Annotated in this window: 23 protein-coding genes, 1 tRNA gene and 4 pseudogenes; 18 read left to right on the top strand and 10 right to left on the bottom strand. The window is 55.3% G+C overall.

All coding sequences use genetic code 11. The features are described from left to right. Positions 1–203: 203 nt before the first annotated feature. Both Q1W15_RS09330 and tnpB read left to right on the top strand, forming a co-directional pair. Entirely contained in the window at positions 204–1,520 is a 1,317-nt protein-coding gene (locus Q1W15_RS09330) for an undecaprenyl-phosphate glucose phosphotransferase (RefSeq protein ID WP_300726778.1), read from the top strand. Between the two features lie 134 nt (positions 1,521–1,654). Further along, entirely contained in the window at positions 1,655–2,014 is a 360-nt protein-coding gene (gene tnpB / locus Q1W15_RS09335; RefSeq protein WP_300726782.1) for an IS66 family insertion sequence element accessory protein TnpB, read from the top strand. A 114-nt stretch (positions 2,015–2,128) separates the two neighbouring features. Here tnpB and Q1W15_RS09340 read toward each other — a convergent pair. Beyond that, positions 2,129–2,308 (bottom strand): annotated as a pseudogene (locus Q1W15_RS09340) (transposase); the annotation flags it as partial. A gap of 167 nt (positions 2,309–2,475) precedes the next feature. On the opposite strand from Q1W15_RS09340, the gene Q1W15_RS09345 reads away from it, so the two are divergent. After that, on the top strand, positions 2,476–4,332 hold the full coding sequence (locus Q1W15_RS09345; protein WP_300726785.1) for an acyltransferase family protein: 1,857 nt from the start codon (positions 2,476–2,478) through the stop codon (positions 4,330–4,332). Positions 4,333–4,463: 131 nt separating this feature from the next. Here the strand turns inward: Q1W15_RS09345 and Q1W15_RS09350 are convergent. Then, positions 4,464–4,644: pseudogene (locus tag Q1W15_RS09350) on the bottom strand (transposase domain-containing protein); the annotation flags it as partial. A gap of 55 nt (positions 4,645–4,699) precedes the next feature. On the opposite strand from Q1W15_RS09350, the pseudogene Q1W15_RS09355 reads away from it, so the two are divergent. Continuing rightward, a pseudogene (locus tag Q1W15_RS09355) lies at positions 4,700–6,028 on the top strand (IS66 family transposase); the annotation flags it as partial. 7 nt (positions 6,029–6,035) lie between these two features. Here Q1W15_RS09355 and Q1W15_RS09360 read toward each other — a convergent pair. After that, positions 6,036–6,200 (bottom strand): annotated as a pseudogene (locus Q1W15_RS09360) (phage holin family protein); the annotation flags it as partial. A gap of 93 nt (positions 6,201–6,293) precedes the next feature. Here Q1W15_RS09360 and Q1W15_RS09365 point away from each other — a divergent pair. After that, positions 6,294–6,614: a type II toxin-antitoxin system RelE/ParE family toxin gene (locus tag Q1W15_RS09365; RefSeq protein ID WP_300726788.1), complete on the top strand. Its 321-nt coding sequence runs from the start codon at positions 6,294–6,296 to the stop codon at positions 6,612–6,614. Then, a complete protein-coding gene (gene nadS / locus Q1W15_RS09370; RefSeq protein WP_300726791.1) occupies positions 6,611–6,898 on the top strand; it encodes a NadS family protein in 288 nt (95 codons plus the stop codon). The genes Q1W15_RS09365 and nadS overlap by 4 nt, the downstream gene beginning before the upstream one ends. Before the next feature lie 205 nt (positions 6,899–7,103). Here the strand turns inward: nadS and Q1W15_RS09375 are convergent, their stop codons facing one another. Next, a complete protein-coding gene (locus Q1W15_RS09375; protein ID WP_300726794.1) occupies positions 7,104–7,517 on the bottom strand; it encodes a hypothetical protein in 414 nt (137 codons plus the stop codon). Positions 7,518–7,563: 46 nt separating this feature from the next. Continuing rightward, positions 7,564–7,758, bottom strand: coding sequence for a hypothetical protein (locus tag Q1W15_RS09380; RefSeq protein WP_300726998.1), 195 nt, complete (start codon positions 7,756–7,758; stop codon positions 7,564–7,566). Between the two features lie 64 nt (positions 7,759–7,822). Here Q1W15_RS09380 and Q1W15_RS09385 point away from each other — a divergent pair, with 64 nt between their 5' ends. Both Q1W15_RS09385 and Q1W15_RS09390 read left to right on the top strand, forming a co-directional pair. Further along, a complete protein-coding gene (locus Q1W15_RS09385) occupies positions 7,823–8,104 on the top strand; it encodes a BrnT family toxin (RefSeq protein WP_300726797.1) in 282 nt (93 codons plus the stop codon). Between the two features lie 3 nt (positions 8,105–8,107). Beyond that, complete coding sequence (locus Q1W15_RS09390) at positions 8,108–8,476, top strand: BrnA antitoxin family protein (RefSeq protein WP_300726800.1); 369 nt, start codon at positions 8,108–8,110, stop codon at positions 8,474–8,476. 473 nt (positions 8,477–8,949) lie between these two features. Here Q1W15_RS09390 and Q1W15_RS09395 read toward each other — a convergent pair. After that, positions 8,950–9,023, bottom strand: a tRNA-Cys gene (locus Q1W15_RS09395). Between the two features lie 355 nt (positions 9,024–9,378). On the opposite strand from Q1W15_RS09395, the gene Q1W15_RS09400 reads away from it, so the two are divergent. Further along, a complete protein-coding gene (locus Q1W15_RS09400; RefSeq protein WP_300726803.1) occupies positions 9,379–9,810 on the top strand; it encodes a hypothetical protein in 432 nt (143 codons plus the stop codon). Positions 9,811–9,964: 154 nt separating this feature from the next. Here Q1W15_RS09400 and Q1W15_RS09405 read toward each other — a convergent pair whose 3' ends face one another. Beyond that, positions 9,965–10,528 carry a helix-turn-helix domain-containing protein gene (locus tag Q1W15_RS09405; protein ID WP_300726806.1) on the bottom strand — a complete coding sequence of 188 codons (564 nt, stop codon included), beginning with the start codon at positions 10,526–10,528 and terminating at the stop codon, positions 9,965–9,967. Here Q1W15_RS09405 and Q1W15_RS09410 point away from each other — a divergent pair. The 7 genes from Q1W15_RS09410 to Q1W15_RS09440 all read left to right on the top strand — a co-directional run bounded on the left by Q1W15_RS09410 (position 10,487) and on the right by Q1W15_RS09440 (position 17,809). After that, a complete protein-coding gene (locus Q1W15_RS09410) occupies positions 10,487–11,551 on the top strand; it encodes a DMT family transporter (RefSeq protein ID WP_300726808.1) in 1,065 nt (354 codons plus the stop codon). The two genes, Q1W15_RS09405 and Q1W15_RS09410, sit on opposite strands and share 42 nt — an antisense overlap. Before the next feature lie 179 nt (positions 11,552–11,730). After that, a complete protein-coding gene (locus Q1W15_RS09415) occupies positions 11,731–14,655 on the top strand; it encodes a monovalent cation/H+ antiporter subunit A (protein WP_300726813.1) in 2,925 nt (974 codons plus the stop codon). Beyond that, positions 14,655–14,999, top strand: coding sequence for a Na+/H+ antiporter subunit C (locus Q1W15_RS09420; protein ID WP_019829081.1), 345 nt, complete (start codon positions 14,655–14,657; stop codon positions 14,997–14,999). The genes Q1W15_RS09415 and Q1W15_RS09420 overlap by 1 nt, the downstream gene beginning before the upstream one ends. Next, a complete protein-coding gene (locus tag Q1W15_RS09425) occupies positions 14,996–16,681 on the top strand; it encodes a monovalent cation/H+ antiporter subunit D (protein ID WP_300726831.1) in 1,686 nt (561 codons plus the stop codon). The genes Q1W15_RS09420 and Q1W15_RS09425 overlap by 4 nt, the downstream gene beginning before the upstream one ends. After that, positions 16,678–17,166, top strand: a complete 489-nt coding sequence (locus Q1W15_RS09430; protein ID WP_300726834.1) for a Na+/H+ antiporter subunit E — start codon at positions 16,678–16,680, stop codon at positions 17,164–17,166. The genes Q1W15_RS09425 and Q1W15_RS09430 overlap by 4 nt, the downstream gene beginning before the upstream one ends. Next, positions 17,163–17,441 (top strand): K+/H+ antiporter subunit F, encoded by a 279-nt coding sequence (locus Q1W15_RS09435; protein WP_300726836.1) that lies wholly within the window; start codon positions 17,163–17,165, stop codon positions 17,439–17,441. Before Q1W15_RS09430 ends, Q1W15_RS09435 begins: the two co-directional genes overlap by 4 nt. Further along, positions 17,438–17,809 (top strand): Na+/H+ antiporter subunit G, encoded by a 372-nt coding sequence (locus Q1W15_RS09440; RefSeq protein WP_300726839.1) that lies wholly within the window; start codon positions 17,438–17,440, stop codon positions 17,807–17,809. Before Q1W15_RS09435 ends, Q1W15_RS09440 begins: the two co-directional genes overlap by 4 nt. Positions 17,810–18,431: 622 nt before the next feature. Here the strand turns inward: Q1W15_RS09440 and nadA are convergent. Next, positions 18,432–19,490: a quinolinate synthase NadA gene (gene nadA, locus Q1W15_RS09445; protein WP_300726842.1), complete on the bottom strand. Its 1,059-nt coding sequence runs from the start codon at positions 19,488–19,490 to the stop codon at positions 18,432–18,434. 277 nt (positions 19,491–19,767) lie between these two features. Here nadA and Q1W15_RS09450 point away from each other — a divergent pair, with 277 nt between their 5' ends. Beyond that, positions 19,768–21,963, top strand: a complete 2,196-nt coding sequence (locus Q1W15_RS09450; RefSeq protein WP_300726845.1) for an OsmC domain/YcaO domain-containing protein — start codon at positions 19,768–19,770, stop codon at positions 21,961–21,963. A gap of 60 nt (positions 21,964–22,023) precedes the next feature. Here the strand turns inward: Q1W15_RS09450 and Q1W15_RS09455 are convergent, their stop codons facing one another. Together Q1W15_RS09455 and eutH are read right to left on the bottom strand one after the other, a co-directional pair. Then, positions 22,024–22,380 (bottom strand): DUF1937 family protein, encoded by a 357-nt coding sequence (locus Q1W15_RS09455; protein WP_300726848.1) that lies wholly within the window; start codon positions 22,378–22,380, stop codon positions 22,024–22,026. Between the two features lie 54 nt (positions 22,381–22,434). After that, the gene (gene eutH, locus Q1W15_RS09460) at positions 22,435–23,682 is read right to left on the bottom strand and encodes an ethanolamine utilization protein EutH (protein WP_300726850.1); all 1,248 of its coding nucleotides are present in this window, start codon (positions 23,680–23,682) and stop codon (positions 22,435–22,437) included. A 487-nt stretch (positions 23,683–24,169) separates the two neighbouring features. Between eutH and Q1W15_RS09465 the strand changes: the two genes are divergently transcribed. Continuing rightward, on the top strand, positions 24,170–24,949 hold the full coding sequence (locus Q1W15_RS09465) for a DeoR/GlpR family DNA-binding transcription regulator (protein WP_300726851.1): 780 nt from the start codon (positions 24,170–24,172) through the stop codon (positions 24,947–24,949). Positions 24,950–24,972 lie beyond the last annotated feature (23 nt).

Consider the following 24,972-nt stretch of genomic DNA (forward strand, 5'->3'; position numbering starts at 1 on the left):
TTAACCTGTTTCTCGCCATCCTGTTTAGCGAGACACTGCTTAACCGTATGCACAGCAAGAAGCGGACCCTGACATGGCCCTCTGGCCCGGTCGCTTACCACTCGCCAAGCACTTATTACAAGGCTGATACCTTGATACATACTCGCCTAGATCGAAAAACTGTCGCACGGGGCCTTACCTTTTGGGGGCAATGGCTTATTTCCATGAGCCTTGTCATCTCCCTGTTATTAATGATGGTGTACACCAAGTTCGGTACTATTGACTTTCACTACCGCGTGCTCGCGGTAATTGTATTACTGATATCAGCCCCTGCTTACTCGATCATCCACGCCTATTACAGACGGCACCATTACGTTAATGGCTTGCTCAGATTACTGCTGGGCTGGATATTGACCTTAACCTGCTTGAGCACGGTCGGGTTTATTACAAAATCCAGTGAAGTCTTTTCGCGGGAAATTTTAATTACCTGGGCACTGCTGGGCTATGCGATACAAATTCCGCCTTACTTGTTGATTCATCACCTGTCACGGTTTTATCACCTGCGCAATAGCCATCATTACAACAGTTTGATTATTGGCGCTGACGGCGTGGCACTTAAACTGGCCGACAACTTTATTCAACAAAACCAGTTTCCATTAGTGGGTGTGGTGAGCGCCTCACCGTTTGAAGACACAGAAACCTCCCCCCTGATTGTCGGTGAACTGGCGCAACTGCGCGCGCTGATCACTGAACATAATATTCGCCGCCTGTATATCGCCCTGTCCTTGCAGGATGCCCAGCGCATTGAAGAGCTGTATATCGACCTGCTGGATATGAACGTGGATGTGGTCTGGGTCCCTAACCTGGACAGCATGATGCTGCTCAACCACTCCATCAGCGAAGTGGGCGGCCGCCCGGCCATTCACTTGAATGAAAGCCCACTGACCAGCCACCCCACGGCCGCCTTCAGCAAGGCCCTACTGGAACGCACTCTGGCATTGGCGGCGATTGTTTGCCTGAGCCCGGTGCTTATCTCCCTTGCCTTGGCCGTAAAGCTGTCATCGCCGGGGCCTGTTCTGTTCAAACAGCAACGGCATGGCTGGAACGGCAAGGTCATTCAGGTCTGGAAGTTCCGCTCCATGAAGGTTCATGACGACAAACAGGTGCAGCAAGCCAGCCGCAATGACTCACGCGTCACGGCCGTGGGGCGTTTTATTCGCCGCACCTCGCTGGATGAACTGCCCCAGTTATTCAATGTGCTGCACGGCGATATGGCCCTGGTAGGCCCTCGGCCCCATGCCGTCGCACACAACGACTACTACACGGGTAAAATTCACGCCTATATGGCCCGCCACCGCATCAAGCCCGGCATTACCGGCCTGGCTCAAATCAGCGGGTGCCGCGGCGAAACCGACACCCTCGATAAAATGCAGCGCCGTGTCGAACTGGACCTGCACTACATCAACAACTGGTCAATGTGGCTCGATATTAAAATCATGATCAAGACGCCCTTTACCTTGATCTCAAAAGATATTTATTGAACTCTGCCAATAGCATAAAAAATCCGCAGCAAATTTCCTGCGGTTTTTTGTAAGCGCTCCATGAAGCCCACATTCCAAGTCGAAATCTGATGTCCGATGCTGTGCTCCCGAACTCTTTCTGGAGCCAGCACCTCATGATGCGACTCGATGCAAAAGTTGAAAAAGTGTACCTCTACCCCAAGCCCGTAGACTTTCGAAAACCCATCGACGACCTCACCGCCCTGGTCGAACTGGATATCAAAGTCGCCGTATTCGACCCGGTGCTTTTCGTCTTCCTCAACAAAGCCCGCAACCGCGTGAAGATTTTGTACTGGGAGCGCAACGGCTTCTGCCTTTGGCTCAAGCGCCTGGAATCTGAGCGTTTTAAAACGTCGCCTGATATCAGCGACGAAGCGATTGTCATGAGTGTCCAGGAACTGAATTGGTTGCTCGACGGTTTTGATCTGTGGCGCAATCGTCCGCATCAGGTGCTGACACCCCGTTTTGTTGCCTGACCCAGTATAATCCGGGGTATGATTTGCATGCCCGACGACCTTCCTGATGACCCCATTCTACTCAAGCAAATGTTGCTTGAAAGTTATGCTGCCCGCGCACATGAACTGTTACCGCTCCAACTCGCGCAGCCTGGACAGCAATGATGCGTCCATATCGCCGAAGTTGGTACGCCACTTGTAGAGCATAGCCGAACTGATGCCATGTTCGCGGTATAGCTCTGCCGCAGGAGTTCCTGTCTCGGCTTGCTTGAGGATGGCCAGGATTCGACTGTCTGAAAAACGCGATGTCTTCACGCAAAATTTCCTTGATCCGGTCAGGAGAAAACTCTACTTCTGATGAGCACTTTTTTCATGGGGGATTATCCGTTTTACACCGCGAGATTTGAGAGTGCCTAGGAAACCCGGGGCTATTCACTTTCTAATAATAGAAGTATACAATTCTCATGAATTTGGGGGGGTGTATGCAAAATAATAGTTTTAGACAAGATATTAATGGTCTCAGAGCAATTGCAGTCATTGCTGTGGTGCTATTTCACTTTAATGCTTCTTGGATGCCTGGCGGTTTTGCTGGGGTTGATGTTTTTTTTGTTATTTCAGGTTTTTTAATGACTGGAATAATATTTAGAGGGATCGAAAAAGAAAATTTTTCTATTATAAAATTTTATATTGCGCGTGCTAACCGCATCATTCCTGCTTTAGCTGTACTCTGCTTGGTGTTACTTATTTTTGGTTGGTTCTTTCTTGCTCCTTTAGATTACAAGGCTCTGGCTAAACATGTCGCTGGCAGTATGGCTTTTTTATCAAATATTATATACTGGAGAGAATCTGGTTATTTTGACGCAGCTTCTCACGAAAAGTGGTTGCTACATACTTGGTCACTATCTGCAGAGTGGCAATTCTATATAATTTACCCATTAGTTCTTGTTTTTATGCGGAAGTTCATGTCTGTCACGGCTATGAAATTTTTATTATTGATAGGAACAGTATTAGGCTTTATTTTCTGTGTTATCTCGACATATAAATGGCCTAATCCATCTTATTATCTATTGCCTGCTCGTGCTTGGGAAATGATGCTTGGGGGTATCGCGTATCTATATCCGTTGACCTTGCAAGAGAATAGAAAAAAGCTATTCGAATGGACAGGGTTGGGCTTAATTATTGGCTCTTATTTCTTAATATCCTCGGAAAACCCCTGGCCTGGTTATCTTGCAATATTTCCTGTACTTGGTTCATTCCTCTTAATTCAAGCGAATAGAAATAATAGTATCGTTACCAATAACTTTGTTTTTCAAAAAATAGGAACCTGGTCTTATTCTATCTATCTTTGGCACTGGCCCCTAGTCGTAGCAATCTATATTTTTTCGTTAAATGAGTATTATACGTATCTAGGTGTTTTGCTTTCTGTCTTTCTAGGTTTCTTAAGCTATCAATATGTTGAGAGACTAAAGTTCAGAAATGACTTTTCTGAATTTAATCAATACATTAAATTTGCACCAGCATATATGTCTTTAATTTTAATTGTATGTGGTGTAGTGGCTTTTATTGAAAATGGTTTTATAAAATTATCTCCTGCAATTTACCAAAAAGTGGTTAGTACAGCCGTACCAAGTCCATATCGTGATAAATGCCATATTAATGAGTACCAGCAAGCAAAAAAATCCTGTGAATATTTTTCATCTAATGTTAGATGGGCAACGTTCGGAGACAGTCATTCTGTTGAACTTGCGTATGCCCTCGCTAAAAGGTTACAACATAATAATATAGGACTAAAACATTTTAGTTTTTCTGGATGCATACCTTCTTATAAGGAAGGTGATAGCTTCAGCAAGTGTGCTAAATGGTACAATGAGTCTGCTAATTATATTTTAAAAAATAAAAATATACAAAATGTAGTGATTGTGCATAGATATCCAAATCAGTTATCAAATCCGAATAAAAACACAATAATCGAAAGAATTAATAATGTTGAAAAATTAATAATTGATTTGGCAAAAGAAAAAGAAAACGTTTATGTTTTATATCCAATACCTGAGTTAAAAAATCACATACATAGCATTATAGATAAAGAGTACAGAGCTAGTGGTGACATTGAAAATATAAATGGAATCAGTACGGCCTCCTATAAAGAGGCTAACAGTATTATTATTAATTATTTCAATAACTCCAATTACCCTAAAAATGTACATTTGATAAGATCTCAAGATGCATTTTGTGATGATAAAAACTGTTTCTCAGTAAAAGATTCCTCTAGTATGTATTTTGACGATAACCATTTATCTACAGCTGGGGCAGCCATGCTAGCTGAACTTATAAAGTGATTTGATTTAATTGGAGTGGCTGTCAGATATTTATTTATGGCCGCTACCCTAATTTCCATATTAACTATACTTGACATAAGATCTCTGTAACCGTTCCATGAACCCCACCTTTTAAAGGTGGGGCTCTATGGCTATCTTGGAATTCGTGGCGTGCAGTTCCACGGCAACAAGGCTTCGTAGTCGTCCACCGATGAAGCATGCGGCAACCGCTCAAGGCTCAAGTACGTGGCGCAGCCACGTATAGGGTTCTTGGCCGTTGAGCTTGGCGGTCTCGACCAAACTGTAGATCTGCGCACTCGCCGTCGCACCTTTGTAAGCGCTCCATAAACCCCATCGATCTTAATATGGCTGGCGCGGTCAGCTAGGCGAAAGCGATCCACTGCTGGCCGTAATTGACGATGTCGACGAAGAAGTTGTTGCCCTGGTCAAACGTCGGGGTAAGCGCAAGCCGCTGTCAGCAGACCTGCCGCGCATTGAAGTCATCCACGAGTTACCCGAACACGGCCTGACCTGTGCCTGCGGTTGCCGCAAGCATGTCATTGGTGAGGAAACCAGTGAGCAACTTGAGATCGTGCCGATGCAGATCCGCGTGATCAAACATGTACGCAAAGTGTACGGTTGCCGTGGCTGTGAAGTTGCGCCGGTTACCGCTGATAAGCCAGCTCAGTTGATCGAAAAAAGTATGGCCAGCCCCAGTGTGTTGGCGATGTTGCTGACCACCAAATATGTCGATGGTTTGCCGTAGCACCGATTTGAAACGGTGCTAAGCAGACATGGCATCGAAATCCCTCGTCAAACCTTGGCCCGCTGGGTAATCCAGTGCAGTGATCATTTTCAGCCGCTGCTGAACTTGATGCGTGACCGGCTGCTGGAAAGTCCGGTGGTTCATTGTGATGAAAGCCGCGTTCAAGTATTGAAAGAGCCGGATCGAGACCCAACCAGCCAATCCTGGATGTGGGTGCAGGCCAGCGGGCCGCCGGATCGAAAAGTTGTGTTGTTTGACTACACCACCAGCCGCGCGCAGGAAGTGCCTTTACGCCTGCTGGAAAGTTATCGTGGCTATGTCATGACCGATGACTACGCCGACTATAACGCCTTGGCGTTGCAGCCCGGTGTTGAGCGTTTGGCCTGCATGGCCCATGCACGACGCAAATTCGTCGAAGCGCAAAAAGTGCAGCCCAAGGGCAAAACGGGGCGTGCCGATATCGCACTGGCGATGATCAACAAGCTGTACGGTATCGAGCGTGAACTGAAAGAGCTCAACGACGAACAGCGATTTATCGGCCGTCAGGAAAAGAGCCTACCGGTTCTCGCCCAATTGAAAACTTGGCTGGATAAAACCCAGTCCCAAGTGACGCCACAAAGTGCACTGGGCAAGGCGGTTAATTATCTGGGTAACAACTGGAGCCGGCTGGAGCGGTACGTGGAGGCCGGTTATTTGCCGATCGACAACAACGCGGCCGAGCGAGCGATAAAACCGTTTGTTATCGGGCGCAAGGCCTGGCTGTTCAGCGACACGCCTAAAGGTGCGACGGCGAGCGCGCAGATCTACAGTTTGGTCGAGACCGCCAAGCTCAACGGCCAAGAACCCTATACGTGGCTGCGCCACGTACTGGAGCGGTTGCCGCACGCTTCGTCGGTTGAAGACTATGAAGCCTTGTTGCCGTGGAACTGCACGCCACAAATTCCAAGATAACCATAGGACCTTTGCGCGAACCGCCTCGGTAGACGATGCGCAGGGCGGATATCAACACGGACAAACCGGTGGCATAAATCACCGGGGCGTTCTGGATGATCCAGGCCAGGACAATGGCCCAGGCTGTGGGGTCTTTGCTGGATGGCATGCTTCCAACCCTCCAATGCTCCATTACCGATTAAAAAATGGTTACAACTGATCGGATGCACTCCAATGGCAACGGGATTAGGATTGCAAAAAAGTAAGCCATTGGCGTACATTGACTATGATTTTCATTGAGACCCCAATCTTCACCCGTCGCGCCAAAGAGCTGATGGACGATGACGCCCATATTGCCTTGCAGAAGGTGCTGGTGCTGAACCCGTCAATGGGCGATGTAATTGAAGGTACAGGCGGAATTCGCAAAATTCGGGTCGCGGCCAAAGGCCATGGCAAACGGGGCGGAGCTCGAGTGATCTATTACCACTTCGTCTCAGACGCAGTGATCGCTCTGTTGATGATCTACCCCAAAAATGAACAGCAAGACCTGACGGCTGATGAGCGCAGAGCGTTGAAGGCCGTCATTGAACACTGGAGATACCCATGAGCAAATTTTTTGATGAGCTGATGGAAAGCGTGCAACAGATGGATGAAATCGTGCGAGGTGAACGTCAGCCCTCCCGCGAGTTTCATGTCGATGCGCTTCAAGTCAAACAGATCCGCAAGGCAACCGGTTTGACCCAGGCCAAATTCGCCGCCTTGATCGACGTCCAACTCGGTACGCTGCGTAACTGGGAACAAGGTCGACGCGACCCGACAGGGCCAGCCAAAGCCCTGCTCAAAGCCATTCACAATGATCCGGTGAATGTGCTGAACGCACTGGCCGACTGAAGCGCCCGAACGTCCGTCGAAATAAAAAAGCCCTGCGGCAGAGGCAGGGCCAGCGGGGCGCCGCTTGAGGGAGGGAACTCGGGCACAGGTAAAACAACATAGTGATCTTTTACCCCCGAACGGAAAGCACGTGAAGCGCCATTTTTCGGCCTGTGGAGTTGACGCACAGTCGGCGCAGGGTTGAGGGAAGCACCCTGACAAACGGTCAGGCAGCGCGGTGATTGGCGCGCCTTAACAAGTCGCTCATCACCTGCTCGTGCAGGCTCTGAACCCAGTTTCGATAAGTGCGATTTGCTGTCGACGGCAACGCCAGCAACTGCATCTCCCGGGGCACCGACAAGGCAGGCTCAGGCAGATAGCGCAGGCTGGCGAGCTTGACCAACAACTGTCCACGTTCACCCCGGTGCTCCAGTCGAGCCAGGGCCGCTTCAATTTCGCGGGCAATATGATCCGGCCCTGCCCCGTTGGCCATCAATTCACGCGGCCCCGGCAGATTACGCGGCATACCCCCGGCAAACTCCATCAAGGTGCCCATCGGGCTGCTGAGGCTGGCTTCCATGCCGCAGCGCCGGGTCTGCTCGGCCCAGTGCTGCATCAGGGTTTCGATTTCAGCGATCATCGGCGCTTACTCCCACTGGTGACAGAGCCGGTGACACTGGTGACACCTAAGCTGGCGAACGCTCGGCCTCCGGCCGCAGCCAGAAAGCAGCCGCCAGTTCAGCGTCACGGAAAAATCCACCGGGTTTGTTCCAGGCATTGCCTTTAGGCACCCTCTGGCCGGGCTCAATCGGGACCAAGGCCAAACCGAACACTTCGATGTACTTCCTGGCCCATTCGGCCAGTGAGGAAAGCTCAGCCATCCGTTCTTTCCTCACAGACAAGCGGCTCTTCAATTCACTTTTTTATACATATGAAATATGCATAATGAGAACATTCAGGACTCAATACGACGAAGTTAAAAATGCCGCGAACAAGAAGAAGCACAAGGGCGTCAGCCTGGCTGACGCTGAGGCGGTATTTTATGACGACGCAGCCCTGACTATTCAGGATCGGGACCATGATGAAGATCGCTGGGTCACCATGGGAAAAAGCGCAACCGGACAGATTCTGGTGGTTGCCTATACCTACCGGGATCCAAATTTCATACGCATCATCAGCGCTCGCCTCGCATCCAGAACCGAGTGCCGCCAGTATCTGGAGGGTTGAACCATGAAAGACGAATATGACTTTAGTACGGCCAAGCGCGGGGCTGTTGCCAATACCAAAGGCAAAACCCGGATCACCATCATGCTGGATGACGCGGTGATTCAGGCAGCCAGAGAAATGGCCGAAAGTGCCGGGATGGGTTATCAAACGATGATCAACAACATCCTGCGTCAGCATTTGCTACCCAAAAGCACGCCTAGCCACAGGGCCGTTACCGAAGATCGCCCAAAGGTGCTTGAGGTCATCAATGATGGCATCAGTCCATCGGAGGTACAGGCCCTGGAGAAACAACTCATGGCCGTAGCGAGTGAGTTGAAGCGTGTCTTGGGTAGGGAAACGCCTGATACACACAAAACCAAAGCAGGTCAGTGAGGTCACCGACCTTATTGGACATCCTGCACAAACGTAAAAGCTTTGCATGATGCAGCCCTAAGCCGCCGCTTTCTTTGCACGGCTGCCAATTGGACGAATCTCGATTGCCGAACACCGTCCTTGGGCATCAATACTGATTCGTACATCGCGCTCAGAATGGAGCATCTGTGATACAGCGCTCTGGGTAATACCCTGTAAGCGCCCAAGCTCCGGCTGAGTGCGGCATTTAGCAAAATCCCGCAACGGGACACCCATTTCGTCTGCCACGGCTGATTACCATCAGATGAAAAACACTCGATCCAAAAACACACCGGTCGCTTTTTGCTTATCAAAACTGCTGAGTAAAAATCGGCCATCGCGCCCCCCTGGCTGGCCATGATATTTACAGCTCCAAAAAGCCAGATTGCGGAAGCGACCCTCAAATCCCAGCCACAAAAAAACCCCGTAGACGTGAATCTACGGGGTTTTCAAGGTGGAGGCCGAAGCCGGAATCGAACCGGCGTGGGCGGATTTGCAATCCGCTGCATAACCATTTTGCTATTCGGCCAGTTGTGCTTGAAATTTCGCTGGAAACTTCAAATACAAGAAGCTGGGCTTGGCTTATTTCGCGACAAGCAGTTGATTCTTCAGCATTTCAGGGGTGTGCCCCGTGCTGATGGCGCGCATTATGGACCAGTTGCTTCACGCTGGCAACCCCCTGAATTCTAATAATTTTTGGTTGAGCCGCCACGTGCGTGAAGGCCCGGGGATTTGGCTCTGGATGGCTCGTTCCAGAGTCCTACGTAAGTGACTCGCCATGCCCACAGCCAGAAAGGATCGAGCTGGCTTCTATCTTGCCGGCACCCACATAAAGTCTCACCGCCGTTCACGAACGGACTGACGAACTTTATTGGAGTTTTATAATGAAAAAAATAGGGATAGCTTCTGCGGCAATCGCAGTCGTTTTGGCAACCAGCGGCTGTACAAGCCATAACGTTAGCCAGCCTCACGCCCCGGTGACTGGCGCTGTGACGGCGGATCTGAAGGCTAATATTGAAGTCGGTGGCGAGATTTCCGGCCAGTCCAGTTCGAATATTCTGTTCGGCCTGTTGAAAATCAGTGGCGACAGCGAGTTTGCTGACGGTGTGACCTATGGCGGGGCCGCGCCGGCCTTTAGCCTGCCGGATCCGGTGTCGGCCACCAAGGCCGCTGCTGCCTATAAGGCCGTGAAGAGTTCCGGTTCGGATTTGATTGTGGCACCGCGCTACTCGGTGTCGGTTGAAGACTATTTCATCTTCAAGAAGGTCAATGTGACCGTGACGGGTAACAAAGGCAGCATCAAGAGCATCCGTTAAGCGCTCTCCTCCAGGCTGCCGGCTTTCGGGCCAGCTCGGGCTGATCCCCCAGTCAGCACATACCCCCCGCATACAGATGTCCTGATGATCTGTTTGTGTGGCGAGCGGCATGAAAGCGCCAGTCAGGACTGGCGGGGCGCAGGCCCCGTCACTTTCAAATCACTACATTGCGAATAAACCGCACTACGCTATCGCCCTCGTTGCCATAGGTATGGGGCCGGTCACTGGCGTACATGTAAAATTCGCCCGCCCTGAAGTGCAAGGTTTGTTGCTCCAGCATCAGGGTTAAACACCCTTCAAACACGTAGAGCTGTTCGCTCCAGCCTTGGGCATCGGCCTGTGAGTGGTAGCATTCGCCCGGTTCAAGGGTCCATTCCCACAGTTCGACCTCCCGGGTAGCACTGGCCTTGGCCAGCAACACGGCTTTGCTGCCAGGTACTTCACCGCGCCACGCCACTTCATTGATGCGGCTCGTGTCGGCCAGGCCCGGGGCCTGGATCAAATCGCTGAAGGCCACCTTCAAGGCTTCCGCCACCCGGTCGAGGGTGCTCAAGCTGACATTCTTTTCCCCAGCCTCGATGGCGACCAGCATCCGCCGGCTAACCCCCGACAACTCAGACAACGTACTTTGGCTCAGTTGCGCCAGCAGCCGCAGACGTCGAACGTTTTGGCTGACATGTTGCAGTACCGAGGCACGCTGTGGATTTTCTTTGTGCACTATATTGCTCACCTTGTGGGGCTGCGCAGTATACTGCCCAGCTTTGGCGCATTGTGCGTCTCTCTTCCAGTAGCGTGCAAGGTTATGACGGCGTTGAAAACCTCCAGACTCGTGTCTTTGACTTCTCGGTTCAGCAAAGCGGAATGCGTGTTGATCCTGATCACCATGGTGTGGGGAGGCACGTTTCTTTTAGTCCAGCATGCGCTCACGGCCAGCGGCCCGATGTTTTTTGTGGGCCTGCGGTTTGCGGCAGCGGCGTGTATGGTGGCGCTGTTTTCGGTGCGCCATTTGCGGGGTATCACGCTGTTTGAGGTCAAGGCCGGGGTTTTTATAGGGACGGCGATCATGTTGGGTTATGGCTTGCAAACCGTCGGCCTGCAGACCATTCCCAGCAGCCAGTCAGCCTTTATTACTGCGCTCTATGTGCCATTTGTGCCGTTGCTGCAATGGCTGGTACTGGGCCGTCGGCCCGGCCTGATGCCGAGCTTGGGCATTATGCTGGCGTTCACCGGCCTGATGCTGTTGTCGGGGCCTAACGGCGCGTCGCTGAATTTCAGCCCTGGTGAAATCGCAACGCTGATCAGCGCTGTCGCTATTGCGGCGGAAATCATTTTAATCAGTGCTTACGCGGGCAAGGTCGATGTTCGCCGGGTCACTGTGGTGCAACTGGCCACGGCTTCTATCCTGGCCTTTCTGATGATTGTGCCGACTCGCGAAGCGATCCCTGACTTTACATGGCTGCTGCTGGTCAGCGCCGTGGGCCTGGGGGCCGCCAGTGCCATTATTCAAATTGCCATGAATTGGGCGCAGAAGAGCGTTTCACCTACCCGCGCCACGTTGATATACGCCGGCGAACCGGTGTGGGCAGGTATCGTTGGGCGCCTGGCGGGCGAGCGTTTGCCGGGCATTGCGCTGGTCGGGGCTGTATTGATTGTTGCGGCGGTCATCGTGAGTGAGTTAAAAACAAAGGTTAAAACACCCGACGCGTCAGAGAGCGACCCGGAAAACAAAGCCTGCGAATGATGGACAGGCATTAATATTGCTTCCTCTGACTCACACTCAGGAGCGCTCGTACAAGGACGGAGTGGGCCTTCCTTCAAATGGTTTGCACACATTTTGTAGGATTCATCTGCAGCTTCACTGTTGGTGATCCTCCAACCGCCACGTATGATCGCTCACATACTCCTGCAGATTAGAAGCCTATGTCCCTGATAGTTCTACTGCTTCTGCCCTTTATCGGCAGCTGTCTGGCGGCTGTTTTGCCGCACAACGCCCGCAACAGTGAGTCGCTGTTGGCGGGTTTGATTGCATTGATCGGCACCCTGCAAGTCGCTCTGCTCTATCCGGAAATAGCCCATGGTGGCGTCATTCGCGAAGAGTACATGTGGCTGCCCAGCCTCGGCCTGAATTTTGTTCTGCGCATGGACGGCTTTGCCTGGTTGTTCTCCATTCTGGTGCTGGGCATCGGCACGCTGGTGTCGTTGTACGCCCGTTATTACATGTCACCCGAAGACCCGGTGCCGCGCTTTTTTGCGTTCTTTCTGGCCTTTATGGGGGCCATGCTCGGCCTTGTGCTGTCGGGCAACCTGATCCAGATCGTATTTTTCTGGGAGCTCACCAGCCTCTTTTCATTCTTGTTGATCGGTTACTGGCACCATCGCTCCGACGCCCGGCGCGGTGCCTATATGGCGTTGATGGTCACCGGCGCAGGCGGGCTGTGCCTGCTGGCGGGGGTTATCCTGCTGGGCCATGTGGTGGGCAGCTATGATCTGGATGCCGTGCTCGCGGCAGGTGACAAGATCCGCGCGCACACTTTGTACCCGATCCTGCTGCCGCTCATTCTGATTGGCGCGCTCAGCAAAAGTGCGCAGTTCCCGTTTCATTTCTGGCTGCCCCATGCCATGGCGGCACCGACCCCCGTTTCGGCTTACCTGCACTCGGCAACGATGGTGAAGGCCGGCGTGTTTTTGCTGGCACGCCTGTGGCCCTCCCTGTCCGGCAGCGAAGAGTGGTTCTGGATTGTCAGCGGTGCCGGAGCCTGCACCCTGGTGTTGGGCGCGTATTGCGCCATGTTTCAGAACGATCTCAAAGGCCTGCTGGCCTATTCAACCATCAGCCACCTGGGCCTGATTACGTTGCTGCTGGGCCTTAACAGCCCGCTGGCCGCCGTGGCCGCCGTGTTTCATATTCTTAACCACGCCACCTTCAAGGCCTCACTGTTTATGGCGGCGGGCATCATCGACCACGAGAGCGGCACGCGCGACATTCGCAAACTCAGTGGCCTGTTCAAGCTCATGCCTTACACCGCGACCCTGGCCATGGTGGCCAGTGCTTCGATGGCGGGTGTGCCGCTGCTTAACGGTTTCCTGTCCAAAGAAATGTTTTTTGCCGAAACCGTGTTTATCAACTCCACGGCCTGGGTTGAAATTGCCCTGCCCGTGGTGGCCACGATCGCCGGTACGTTCAGCGTGGCGTATGCCTTGCGCTTTACCGTGGATGTGTTCTTCGGCCCGCCGGCCACCGACCTGCCGCATACCCCGCACGAGCCTCCGCGCTGGATGCGGGCACCGGTGGAGTTGTTGGTGTTTACCTGCCTGATGGTCGGGATTTTCCCGGCGCAAACCGTCGGCCCCTTGCTGGCGGCTGCCGCACAACCGGTGGTGGGCGGGCCCTTGCCAGAGTACAGCCTGGCGATCTGGCACGGTTTGAACGCGCCGATGATCATGAGCCTGATCGCCATGTCTGGCGGTATTGTGTTGTATGTGCTGTTGCGCAAGCAGCTCAAGCTCGATCGTTTCCCGTTCCCGCCACTGATCCAGTATTTCAATGGCAAACGCTTCTTTGAACGCGCGCTGGTGATGATCATGCGCCGGGCGCGCCGTATCGAACGGCGTATCAGCACCCAGCGCCTGCAAACGCAATTGTTCCTGCTGATTCTGATGGCCGTGATTGCGGGCCTGATTCCGATGTTCTACAGCGGCCTGAGCTGGGGCGACCGGCCCAAGATTCCCGGATCGATTGTGTTTGTAACGCTGTGGTTACTGGCCATCGCATGTGCACTCGGCGCTGCCTGGCAAGCCAAGTACCACCGGCTGGCGGCCCTGACGATGGTCAGCGTGTGCGGCCTGATGACCTGCGTGACCTTTGTGTGGTTCTCCGCGCCGGACCTGGCGCTGACCCAACTGGTGGTTGAGGTGGTCACCACTGTTCTGATCCTGCTGGGCTTGCGCTGGCTGCCCCGGCGGATCGAAGAGGTGTCGCCATTGCCGGGCACCCTGAACAAGGCACGGATACGCCGCCTGCGGGACTTGCTGCTGTCGACGCTGGTCGGTGGCGGCATGGCACTGCTCAGCTACGCCATGCTCACCCGGCAGACGCCCAATGACATTTCCTCGTTCTACCTCAGCCGGGCGTTGCCCGAAGGCGGCGGCAGCAACGTGGTCAATGTGATGCTCGTTGACTTCCGGGGCTTTGACACCCTGGGTGAGATCACCGTACTGGCCGCCGTGGCCTTGACCGTGTTCGCCCTGTTGCGCCGCTTCCGCCCGCCCAAAGAGAGCATGCAACTGCCGGCGCAACAGCGTCAGTTGGCTAAGGATGTGGTTACCGACCTGGTCAACCCGCGCAGCGCCAGCGACACCGCGCTGGGCTTTATGATGGTGCCTGCCGTGTTGGTGCGCTTGCTGTTGCCTATCGCGTTTGTGGTGTCGATGTACCTGTTTATGCGCGGCCACAACCAGCCGGGTGGCGGTTTCGTTGCCGGCCTGGTGATGTCGGTGGCGTTTATCCTGCAGTACATGGTGGCCGGCACGCAGTGGGTTGAAGCGCAGATGAGCCTGCGACCGTTGCGCTGGATGGGCACGGGGCTGTTGTTCGCCACGGTGACCGGCCTGGGCGCGATCCCGCTGGGTTATCCGTTCCTGACCACGCACACCGCGCACTTCACGTTGCCGCTGCTGGGCGAGATTCACGTGGCCAGCGCGCTGTTCTTCGACATCGGCGTGTTCGCCGTGGTGGTGGGCGCGACCCTGTTGATTCTCACGGCGCTGGCTCACCAGTCCGTGCGTGCCCACCGGCCGAGCAACCAGCCGGTGACTCAATCTGACCCTACTGCAGGAGCCGCCTGATGGAAGAAGTCATCGCTATCGCTATCGGGGTTCTGGCTGCCTCAGGCACCTGGCTGGTATTACGCCCCCGAACCTTTCAAGTGGTGATGGGGCTGTGCCTGCTGTCGTATGGCGTGAACCTGTTCATCTTCAGCATGGGCAGCCTGTTTATCGGCAAGGAGCCTGTGATCAAAAACGGCGTACCCCAGGATTTGCTCAACTACACCGACCCGTTGCCCCAGGCGCTGGTGCTTACGGCCATCGTCATCAGTTTTGCCATGACCGCGCTGTTTCTGGTGGTCTTGCTGGCCTCGCGGGGCCTGACCGGTACCGACCACGTGGATGGCCGGGAGCCTAAAGAATGAATTTGATGCCGCACCTGATTGTCGCGCCTATCCTGCTTCCCCTGCTAACCGCTGCCTGCATGCTGTTGCTGGGCGAAAAACACCGCCCGTTGAAAGCCCGAATCAACCTGATCTCAACCTTGATCGGCCTGGTCATTTCCGTGCTGTTGCTGAACTGGACCCAGCAACAAGGCAGCCCGGCGTCGATCGGCGTGTACCTGCCGAGCAACTGGGATGTGCCGTTCGGCATTGTGCTGGTGGTTGATCGCCTGTCCGCGCTGATGCTGGTGCTGACCGGCGTGATCGCAACCTGTGCGCTGCTGTTTGCCATGGCCCGCTGGGACCGCGCCGGGGCCAGTTTCCATGCGTTGTTCCAGATACAACTGATGGGCCTGTACGGGGCCTTCCTGACGGCCGACCTGTTTAACCTGTTCGTGTTTTTCGAGGTGCTGCTGGCCGCGTCTTACGGGCTGATGCTGCACGGCTCGGGCAAGTCGCGGGTGTCGGCGGGCCTGCATTACATCTCCATCAACCTGCTGGCCTCGTCGCTGTTCCTGATTGGCGCTGCGCTGATTTATGGCGTTACCGGCACGCTGAACATGGCCGACCTGGCGCTTAAAATCCCGCTGGTGCCCGAGGCGGATCGCGGGCTGTTGCACGCCGGTGCCGCGATTCTGGCGGTGGCGTTTCTGGCCAAGGCCGGCATGTGGCCGCTGAACTTCTGGCTGGTACCGGCGTATTCGTCGGCCAGCGCACCGGTGGCGGCACTGTTCGCGATCATGACCAAGGTGGGGATCTACACCGTGCTGCGGCTGTGGACCCTGCTGTTTTCGGGGCAGGCCGGCGCTTCGGCGTACTTTGCCAGCGACTGGCTGATCTATGGCGGCATGGCGACGATTGTCTGCGCTTCCATTGCGATTTTGGCGGCGCAGCGGCTGGAGCGCATGGCCAGCCTGAGCATTCTGGTTTCAGCCGGTATTTTGCTGTCGGCGGTGGGCTTCGCCCAGCCCAACCTGACGGCTGCTGCCCTGTTCTACCTGGTGAGTTCCACGATGGCCCTCAGCGCGTTGTTCCTGCTGGCCGAACTGATCGAGCGCTCGCGTTCGTCCACGGAAGCACCGATGGATGAAGACGTCGAGCCGGTGATTATTGTGGTCGACCCGCTGACCCCGCCACGGGGCACCAACCTGGACGATGACCAGAAGGTGGTGGTGGGGCAGATTATCCCGTGGGCGATGGCGTTCCTGGGGCTGAGCTTTATCGCGTGCGCCCTGTTGATCATCGGCATGCCGCCGTTGTCCGGGTTTATCGCCAAGCTCAGCCTGCTCAATGCCCTGCTCAACCCGCTGGGCTTGGGCAATGCCAGCGACGCGCCCATCTCGACCGCGGCGTGGAGCCTGCTCACGCTGTTGATTCTCTCGGGGCTGGTGTCGCTGATCGCGTTCTCGCGCCTGGGCATTCAACGCTTCTGGACGCCGCTTGAGCGTGCCTCACCGATCATGCGCCGCATTGAATGCGTGCCCATTGTGCTGCTGCTGGGCCTGTGCGTGCTGCTGACGTTCAAGGCCGAGCCGGTGCTGCGCTACACCCAGGCCGCTGCCGACACCCTCAATAACCCCGAGCAGTATGTGATGGCGGTGATTGGCACCCGTCCCGTACCGAGCCCGCAAACCAAAGCCGCGCTGCAGGAGGCTCAGCCATGAAGCGCCTGTTTCCTGCCCCTTGGTTGTCCTTGGCCCTGTGGGTGCTGTGGCTGTTGCTTAACCTGTCGCTGAGCGCTGGCAACTTGCTACTGGGCGCGGCATTGGCCTTTCTCGCCCCGCTGATGTTTGCACCGCTGCGGCCACTGCCCATTCGCATCCGTCACCCGGGCGTGATCCTCAAGCTGTTTTTCGGCGTGGGTCGGGATGTGGTGGTGTCCAATATTGCAGTGGCCTGGGGCGTGCTTCGGGCCGGCAAGCACCCGCCCCGCTCGCGCTTTATCAAAATCCCGCTGGACCTGCGCGATGCCAACGGCCTGGCCGCCCTGTCGATGATAACCACCGTGGTGCCGGGCACCATCTGGTCCGAACTGGCGCTGGACCGCAGCGTGTTGTTGTTGCACGTGTTCGACCTGGATGACGAAGCGCAGTTTATCCAGCACTTCAAAGACGCCTACGAACGCCCACTGATGGAGATCTTTGAATGAGCGCCCTGCTCTCCACAGCCATCGTTATCAGCCTGTTTGTGTTCAGCCTGGCGATGGTATTGACCGTGATTCGGCTGTTTAAAGGCCCTTCTGCCCAGGACCGGGTGTTGGCGCTGGACTACCTGTATATCCTCGCCATGTTGATGATGCTGGTGCTGGGTATTCGTTATGCCAGTGACACGTACTTTGAAGGGGCGATGCTGATCGCCCTGTTCGGATTTGTCGGTTCTTTTGCGCTGGCCAAATTCCTGCTGCGTGGCGAGGTGATCGAATGAATTCACTCAGTGAGTTATCGCTGTGGATTGAAATACCCGTGGCGGCCCTGCTGATCCTCAGCAGCCTGTTTGCGCTGACCGGGGCTGTGGGGTTGTTGCGCCTGAAGTCGTTCTTTCAGCGCATGCACCCGCCCGCGCTGGCTTCAACGCTGGGGGCATGGTGCGTGGCACTGGCCTCGATCCTGTACTTCTCGGCGCTCAAATCCACACCTGTGCTGCACGCCTGGCTGATCCCGATTTTGCTGGCCATCACCGTGCCCGTGACCACCTTGTTGCTGGCCCGCACCTCCCTGTTCCGCAAGCGCATGGCCAATGAAGATGTGCCCGCGGAAGTCAGCAGCGGCGGCCGCAACGAAGGCGGCAGCTAACCCCCCAGCCGCCTGTCGCGGCGATTGCTCGCGATCTCATCAACATCAAAAGATCGCGAGCAAGCTGTAGTGGTCCAGCGTTTGTAGGAACGAGCTTGCTCGTGATCTGTTGATCTGGTTTTTGATCCAAGGGCCCCTTAAACCACGCTGGCCTCACACAAAGCTTTTAAAGATCAAAAGATCGCGAGCAAGCTCGCTCCTACGGATAACGGATGGCAGCGTTTGTAGGAACGAGCTTGCTCGTGATCTGTTGATCTGGTTTTTGATCTAAAAGGGCCCCCTTAAACCACGCTGGCCGAACGCAGGTTTTGCGCAGTGGGTAACCCGGCAGGATGCCGGGTTACCCGCGACACGGCCAAGGATGGCCGATCGCGGCGGGCCCACGGAGCAAAGCCTGTGGTGAGGGCATGCCGAGCCACAGCGAGGCACCGAGTGGTAGGAGCATGAGCGTTTGGTTACTTTGCGCTCCATCAAAGTAACACGGCGTAAAGCCGGAACCTCAAGTGGCCGTGACCGCAGCAATGGATCTGGTTGCTGAACGACAGCGCGGCGTCATTGAGCTTTTAAAGATCAACAGATCGCGAGCAATCGAGCGTCGACCGGCCCTCCTAAAGGTCCGCTGTTAAGCGTTACCCGCCAGTTTCAAGCGTGCCGCCTGGGTGAAGTCCAACATGCGCTTGAGCGGGCGAACGGCGTGGGGCACCAGCGCCGGGTCGACAAAGACTTCGTTCGTGCCCTGTTGCAGGCACTCCAGGGTGCGTTCCAGCGTGTTCATGGCCATCCACGGGCAATGCGCGCAACTGCGGCATGCCGCGCCGTTACCAGCGGTCGGTGCCTCGATAAAGACTTTGTCCGGGCACAGTTGCTGCATCTTGTAGAAGATGCCCCGATCGGTCGCCACGATAAACGTCTTGTTCGGCAGGTTCTGTGCGGCGGCAATCAGTTGGCTGGTGGAACCCACGGCATCGGCCAGGTCAATCACCGACTCCGGCGACTCCGGGTGCACCAGAATCGCGGCTTCCGGGTACAGCGCCTTCATGTCTTCAAGCTGCTTGGACTTGAACTCCTCATGGACGATGCACGCACCGTCCCACAGCAACATGTCGGCCCCCGTCTGGCGCTGAATGTAACGGCCCAGGTGCTTGTCCGGCCCCCAAATGATTTTCTCACCGTTGTCCATCAGGCTTTCGACGATTTCCAGCGCACAACTGGACGTCACCACCCAGTCGGCCCGCGCCTTGACCGCCGCCGAGGTGTTGGCATACACCACCACGGTGCGTTCCGGGTGTTGATCGCAGAACGCCGAGAACGCTTCCACCGGGCACCCCAGGTCAAGGGAGCAGGTTGCTTCCAGCGTCGGCATGAGAATACGTTTTTCAGGGGTGAGAATTTTTGCCGTCTCGCCCATAAAGCGCACGCCCGCCACCAAAATGGTCTTGGCCGGGTGGGCCGCGCCAAAGCGGGCCATTTCCAGCGAGTCGGACACGCAGCCGCCGGTCTCTTCGGCCAAGGCCTGAATCACCGGGTCACAGTAAAAATGCGCCACCAGCACCGCGTTGCGGGCCTTGAGTTCGGCAGCAATGTCAGCCCGCAGAGTCGCCTCTTGCGCAGCCGTCAGGGGTTGGGGTTGCTTGGCATCAAGGTGGGCTTGAACCAGAAGTCGTTCAGAAATTTGCGTCATGTTCGCAAGACCTGCAAGCGCTAGTGCGCGAAAGTCGAGTGTACCACCGGCTCCGGACTATCAAGTCCCGCCGGGAGAATGTGTGTTATCAGGCACGGGACAGCGGTTTAGCGCGCTAAGGCTACAGAATATGCAGGGGATTCAAAAGTTTATTGTCACAATCACAACCCCATTACCACACTCCAAAGCGTCAATCGCGGCACATGAGTACTTTTATGCACACGCGCACGCCATAATGGCGGCCAATTTGTTTCTCACGTTATGCTGGTAATTCCCCATGGAAATCAAGGTTAACTTTCTCGACAACCTTCGACTTGAAGCCAAGTTCGATGACTTCACGGTGGTGGCCGACCAACCTATCCGTTATAAGGGCGATGGCTCGGCCCCGGGCCCGTTCGATTATTTCCTGGCCTCGTCGGCGCTGTGTGCCGCTTACTTTGTGAAGCTGTACTGCGAGACACGCAATATTCCCACCGAGAATATTCGCCTGTCGCAGAACAACATTGTCGACCCGGAAAACCGCTACAACCAGATTTTCAAGATTCAGGTCGAATTGCCAGCCGATATTTCGGCCAAGGACCGCCAGGGCATCTTGCGCTCCATCGACCGCTGCACCGTGAAGAAAGTGGTGCAGACCGGGCCTGAGTTTGTGATCGAGGAAGTGGAAAACCTGGACGCCGATGCCCAGGCCTTGCTGATGCTGAACCCGGCGTCGCAGACCCACACTTTTATTGCCGGCAAAGACCTGCCGCTGGAACAAACCATCGCCACGATGTCGGGCATTCTGGCCGACCTGGGCATGAAGATTGAAATCGCGTCGTGGCGCAATATCGTGCCCAATGTGTGGTCGCTGCATATTCGTGATGCGCACTCGCCCATGTGCTTCACCAACGGCAAAGGCGCAACCAAAGAAGGCGCACTGGCGTCGGCTCTGGGTGAGTTTATCGAGCGCCTGAACTGCAACTTCTTCTACAACGACCAGTTCTGGGGCGAAGACATCGCCAACGCGGCGTTTGTGCATTACCCGAACGAGCGCTGGTTCCAGCCGGGGCCCAAGGATGAGTTGCCGAAAGAAATTCTCGACGACTACTGCCTCGAGTTTTACAACCCGGACGGCGAGTTGCGCGGCTCGCACTTGTACGACACCAACTCCGGCAATATCGAACGTGGCATCTGCTCGCTACCGTTTGTGCGCCACTCGGACAAAGAGGTCGTGTACTTCCCGTCCAACCTGATCGAAAACCTGTACCTGAGCAACGGCATGAGCGCGGGTAACACCTTGGCCGAAGCCCAGGTGCAATGCCTGTCAGAGATTTTCGAGCGGGCGGTGAAACGCGAAATTCTCGAAGGAGAAATCGCCCTGCCGGATGTGCCGCAAGCGGTACTGGCGAAATACCCCGGCATTCTGGCCGGTATTCAGGCGCTGGAAGAACAGGGTTTCCCGATACTGGTGAAGGATGCCTCGCTTGGCGGGCAATACCCGGTGATGTGCGTCACCCTGATGAACCCGCGCACCGGTGGCGTGTTTGCTTCGTTCGGGGCACACCCAAGCTTTGAAGTGGCCATCGAACGCAGCCTGACCGAACTGTTGCAGGGCCGCAGCTTTGAAGGCCTGAACGATCTGCCTCGGCCAACGTTTGACAGCCACGCGGTCATGGAACCGAACAACTTCGTTGAACACTTCATCGATTCCAGCGGCATCGTGTCGTGGCGTTTCTTCAGCGCCAAATCCGACTACGCATTTGTCGAATGGGACTTCTCGGGTCAGGGTGAAAGCAGCAACGAAGAAGAAGCCACCACGCTGTTCGGCATCCTCGAAGACATGGGCAAAGAAGTGTACATGGCGGTGTATGAGCACATCGGTGCAAAAGCCTGCCGCATCCTGGTGCCGGACTATTCGGAGATTTACCCGGTCGACGATTTGATCTGGGACAACACCAACAAGGCCCTGTTCTTCCGTGCGGACATTCTCAACCTGCACAGCCTGGACAACCGCGAACTCAAGGCGCTGGTCAAACGCCTGGAAGAAAGCGAGCTGGATGATTACACCGACATCACCACCTTGATCGGCATCGAGTTTGACGACAACACCGCGTGGGGCCAGTTGACGATTCTGGAGTTGAAGCTGCTGATTTATCTCGCCCTGAAGCGTTTCGACGACGCCAAGGAACTGGCCGAGATGTTTCTGCAATACAACGACAACACGGTTGAGCGCGGGCTGTTTTACCAGGCTGTGGATGCGGTGCTGGAAGTGCAACTGGACAGTGACCTGGACCTGGCCGACTACGAAGTGAACCTGCGCCGCATGTTTGGCGACACGCGGATGGACGCGGTGATCGGCTCGGTGCAAGGCAGCGTGCGCTTCTACGGTTTAACGCCGACCAGTATGAAACTCGAAGGTCTGGACCGGCACTTGCGCCTGATCGACAGCTATAAAAAGCTGCACAGCGCGCGGGCCAACGTGGCGCAATAAGCCCCTGCGTTCCATGCCGGCAGGTCGATCGATATGACCGACCTGCCGGCGTGCGTTACCTCAGTTGAATTCGTGTCGCACTTCAGACCACAGGCTGACTTTCTGGCCACGGTTTTTGTAGAACTCAATTTCCCGCTTGATCCCCGAACTCAAATCCCAGCCCGGCAAGTCCAGAACGATCAGCTCTTGCATCACATCCATAAACACCGCGTCCACCGGGGCCCACAGCTTGCCGATGGTGGCGCTATCCTTGCCTTCAAAGGCCTGGTTGATGGGGTGTGACATTGAAACCTGACTGAACACGGCATGGCCGGATTCAATGATCGTGGCGGCCACTTTATTGCACTGCAGGTAACGGTCGTGCGTCACCGAAGCGTCTGCGTGGCTGTACGGGCAGGCCAAAAAAATCTTTCTCATGTTTACCTCAATAAAACGGAAGGGAGTTAACCCTTCCTGACGACGAATGACGGTTTAGACGGCGGGAATCGCAGCGCCAGTGCTCAGGGCTGCCCGCTGGGCCTGTTCCTTTTCTTCTTGCTCGTAACGCTGGGCGGCAGGCACGGAGATCTTGATGGCAATCGCTACCGCCAGCAGGCCGCCGAACAGTTTGGCAATCAACACGGGCATGATCAGGGTCGGTTGGAAGTTCGCGGTAAAGGCCAGGTGATCACCAATGGTTGCCTGTGCACAAACGCCCAGCGCCACGCACAGCACTTTGTCGCGGGCATTCATCTTCTTGAACAGGTGATACACCGCGATGATATTGGCAAACACCATGACAAACGCGGCAGCTCCATCGGCGGAAAGGCCCAGGTGTTTACCCATGGTTTCCATCGAGTTTTTGCAGTACCGGTTGAACAGGTAGCAAATGGGGAATGTGCCAGCGAGCATGATGCCGATGTAGCCCGCGATTTCGATGGCGCGAAACAGCTCTTTCTCGTCCGCAAACATCGGGTCGAAGCCCCACACACCGAAGGTTTTCATAAAGAAGCCGGTGAAGTGCTCGACGATGGCGCATGCCAAAACAATCTTGATAAAGGCGTCCATGATCTTGCCGAACACCAGGAAGCCACCCACCATCATGTTGGCCTTGTAACGCAAGCCCGCCGCCAGCAGGAAGCAGAAGACAAACAGCGGCGCGAGCAACTTCACGCAATCCACAAAGCCGAGCGTCAGGTAATGCAGGGCCGGCGAGGTGGTCGACACCATCTCCCGTACGGGCAGGTTGAAGGCGGTGATCATGGTCAGAGAGGCAAGCACCGCAAACGGAATACTGATCAGCCCGGCCATGGCTCCTAGCGCCAGGTACTTGTGGTCTTTGCGGTCGAGCATCATCAGGCCGACCGGAATCAGGTACACAATGGTTGCGCCGGAGGTGTATCCGACGATCATGGCGGTGATCCACATGTCCCGGTTAGCCGCCAATGCATCTGCCAACTGATAGCCGCCCATGTCGACTGCAATGATCGAGAGCGCGGCAATCGAAACGTCCGATCCCATGGCGGTAAACAATGGGCCAAGGGCAAATTCGATGAACCGGGACAGGTAGGGAATTGAAATCATGATGCCCGCTTGCGCAAGAAACACCGGCCCGATGGAGTGAATGCCATTGACGAACTCTTTGCCAAGGCCGCTCTCAGGCTTGATCACCGAGGCGAACGCTCCCACAACGGCGCCTATCATGATCAGATAAATTACGTAATTACCGAATTCCGCCATTGCCCTCACCTACTACACGTGCTGAATCAAATGCTGAATGGGCACCGCCTGAAATGCGTCGCGCCCCCGGAACAGCGTCAAGGCTTATGACGAGTGACTCAATCGCGCCGTAGCCGACCTGGGACTTACCGCCGCAACCCGTACTCGTATGCCCGTTTTGTTATGGATCTGGCACTTCAGTGCTGAATGTCAGCGCTCAAAGCCTTCACCTTCACCGTAATACCAACCACTTCGCATGCCATTTGTTGTTTTAATGTGGTTTTGATTATTAAACCCACTGGAATCGGTCATTTTTATTCCGTACTCTTAACCGACCCCTTTAAAGCTCAGGGCCAGCGCTGAGTGCCGGCCAATGTAAATACCCCAAGGCGACGTGATGCGTTGCAAGCCGAGCTTCACTGCCATCGTTACCCTTGCCACATCTGTGTGCCTTGGTAACAGCCCTGCACTGCCCGAGCGCACTCGCGTAGCACTGAAAGGATGAAACATGCGCCCCAACGAACGCCGCCAACACATTCTTGAACTCCTTCGCCAACGGGAGCGGATCTCGGTTGACGAACTGGCCCGCACGCTCAGCACCTCACAAGAAACCATACGCCGGGACCTGACCGCTCTGGCCGAAGAGGGCCAGGTCACTAAATTCCATGGCGGTGCGTCGCTGCCGCCAAGTGGTGAGCACGAAAACGCGTTTCAAACGCGCATGAACGAATTCTCCCAGGAAAAGCGCGCCGTCGCGAAATACGCCGCCGGGCTGTATGCACCCGGTGACAGCATTTTGATCGACACGGGCACCACCACCCTGTTTTTCGCCAGGGAACTGGCCAAGCTCAATCGCATTACGGTGATCACCAACTCACTGTTGATCGCTGCCAGCATGGGTGCCAGCGGCAACCGTGTGTTCATGATCGGCGGGGAATACCGCCCCGAATCGGAGCAAAACACTGGCGCGTTGGCCATGGAGCAGATTGCTCGCTTTAACGCCGAACACGCGGTGGTTACGATTGGGGCACTGAGTACCGATGGTGCCTTCGACTTCTCCATTGAGGAAGCGGAAATCACCCGTGCCATGATCGCCCGCACGCGCTACTTAACCGTAATCGCCGACTCGTCGAAGATGGGCAAGAGAGCGCTGTTCCAGGTCTTCCCGCTTGAGCGTATCGACCGGTTGATCATCGACCGCAAGCCGATGGGCGAACTGGCCAAGGCACTGGCTCAAGCCCAGGTCGAGGTGCTGGAAGCCCCTGCGCTGAACAAAGTGGACTGGTAACAGCGCGCAGGCAAAAAAGGGGC

It is taken from the genome of Pseudomonas sp. (genome assembly GCF_030150285.1).
Classification (GTDB): Bacteria; Pseudomonadota; Gammaproteobacteria; order Pseudomonadales; family Pseudomonadaceae; genus Aquipseudomonas.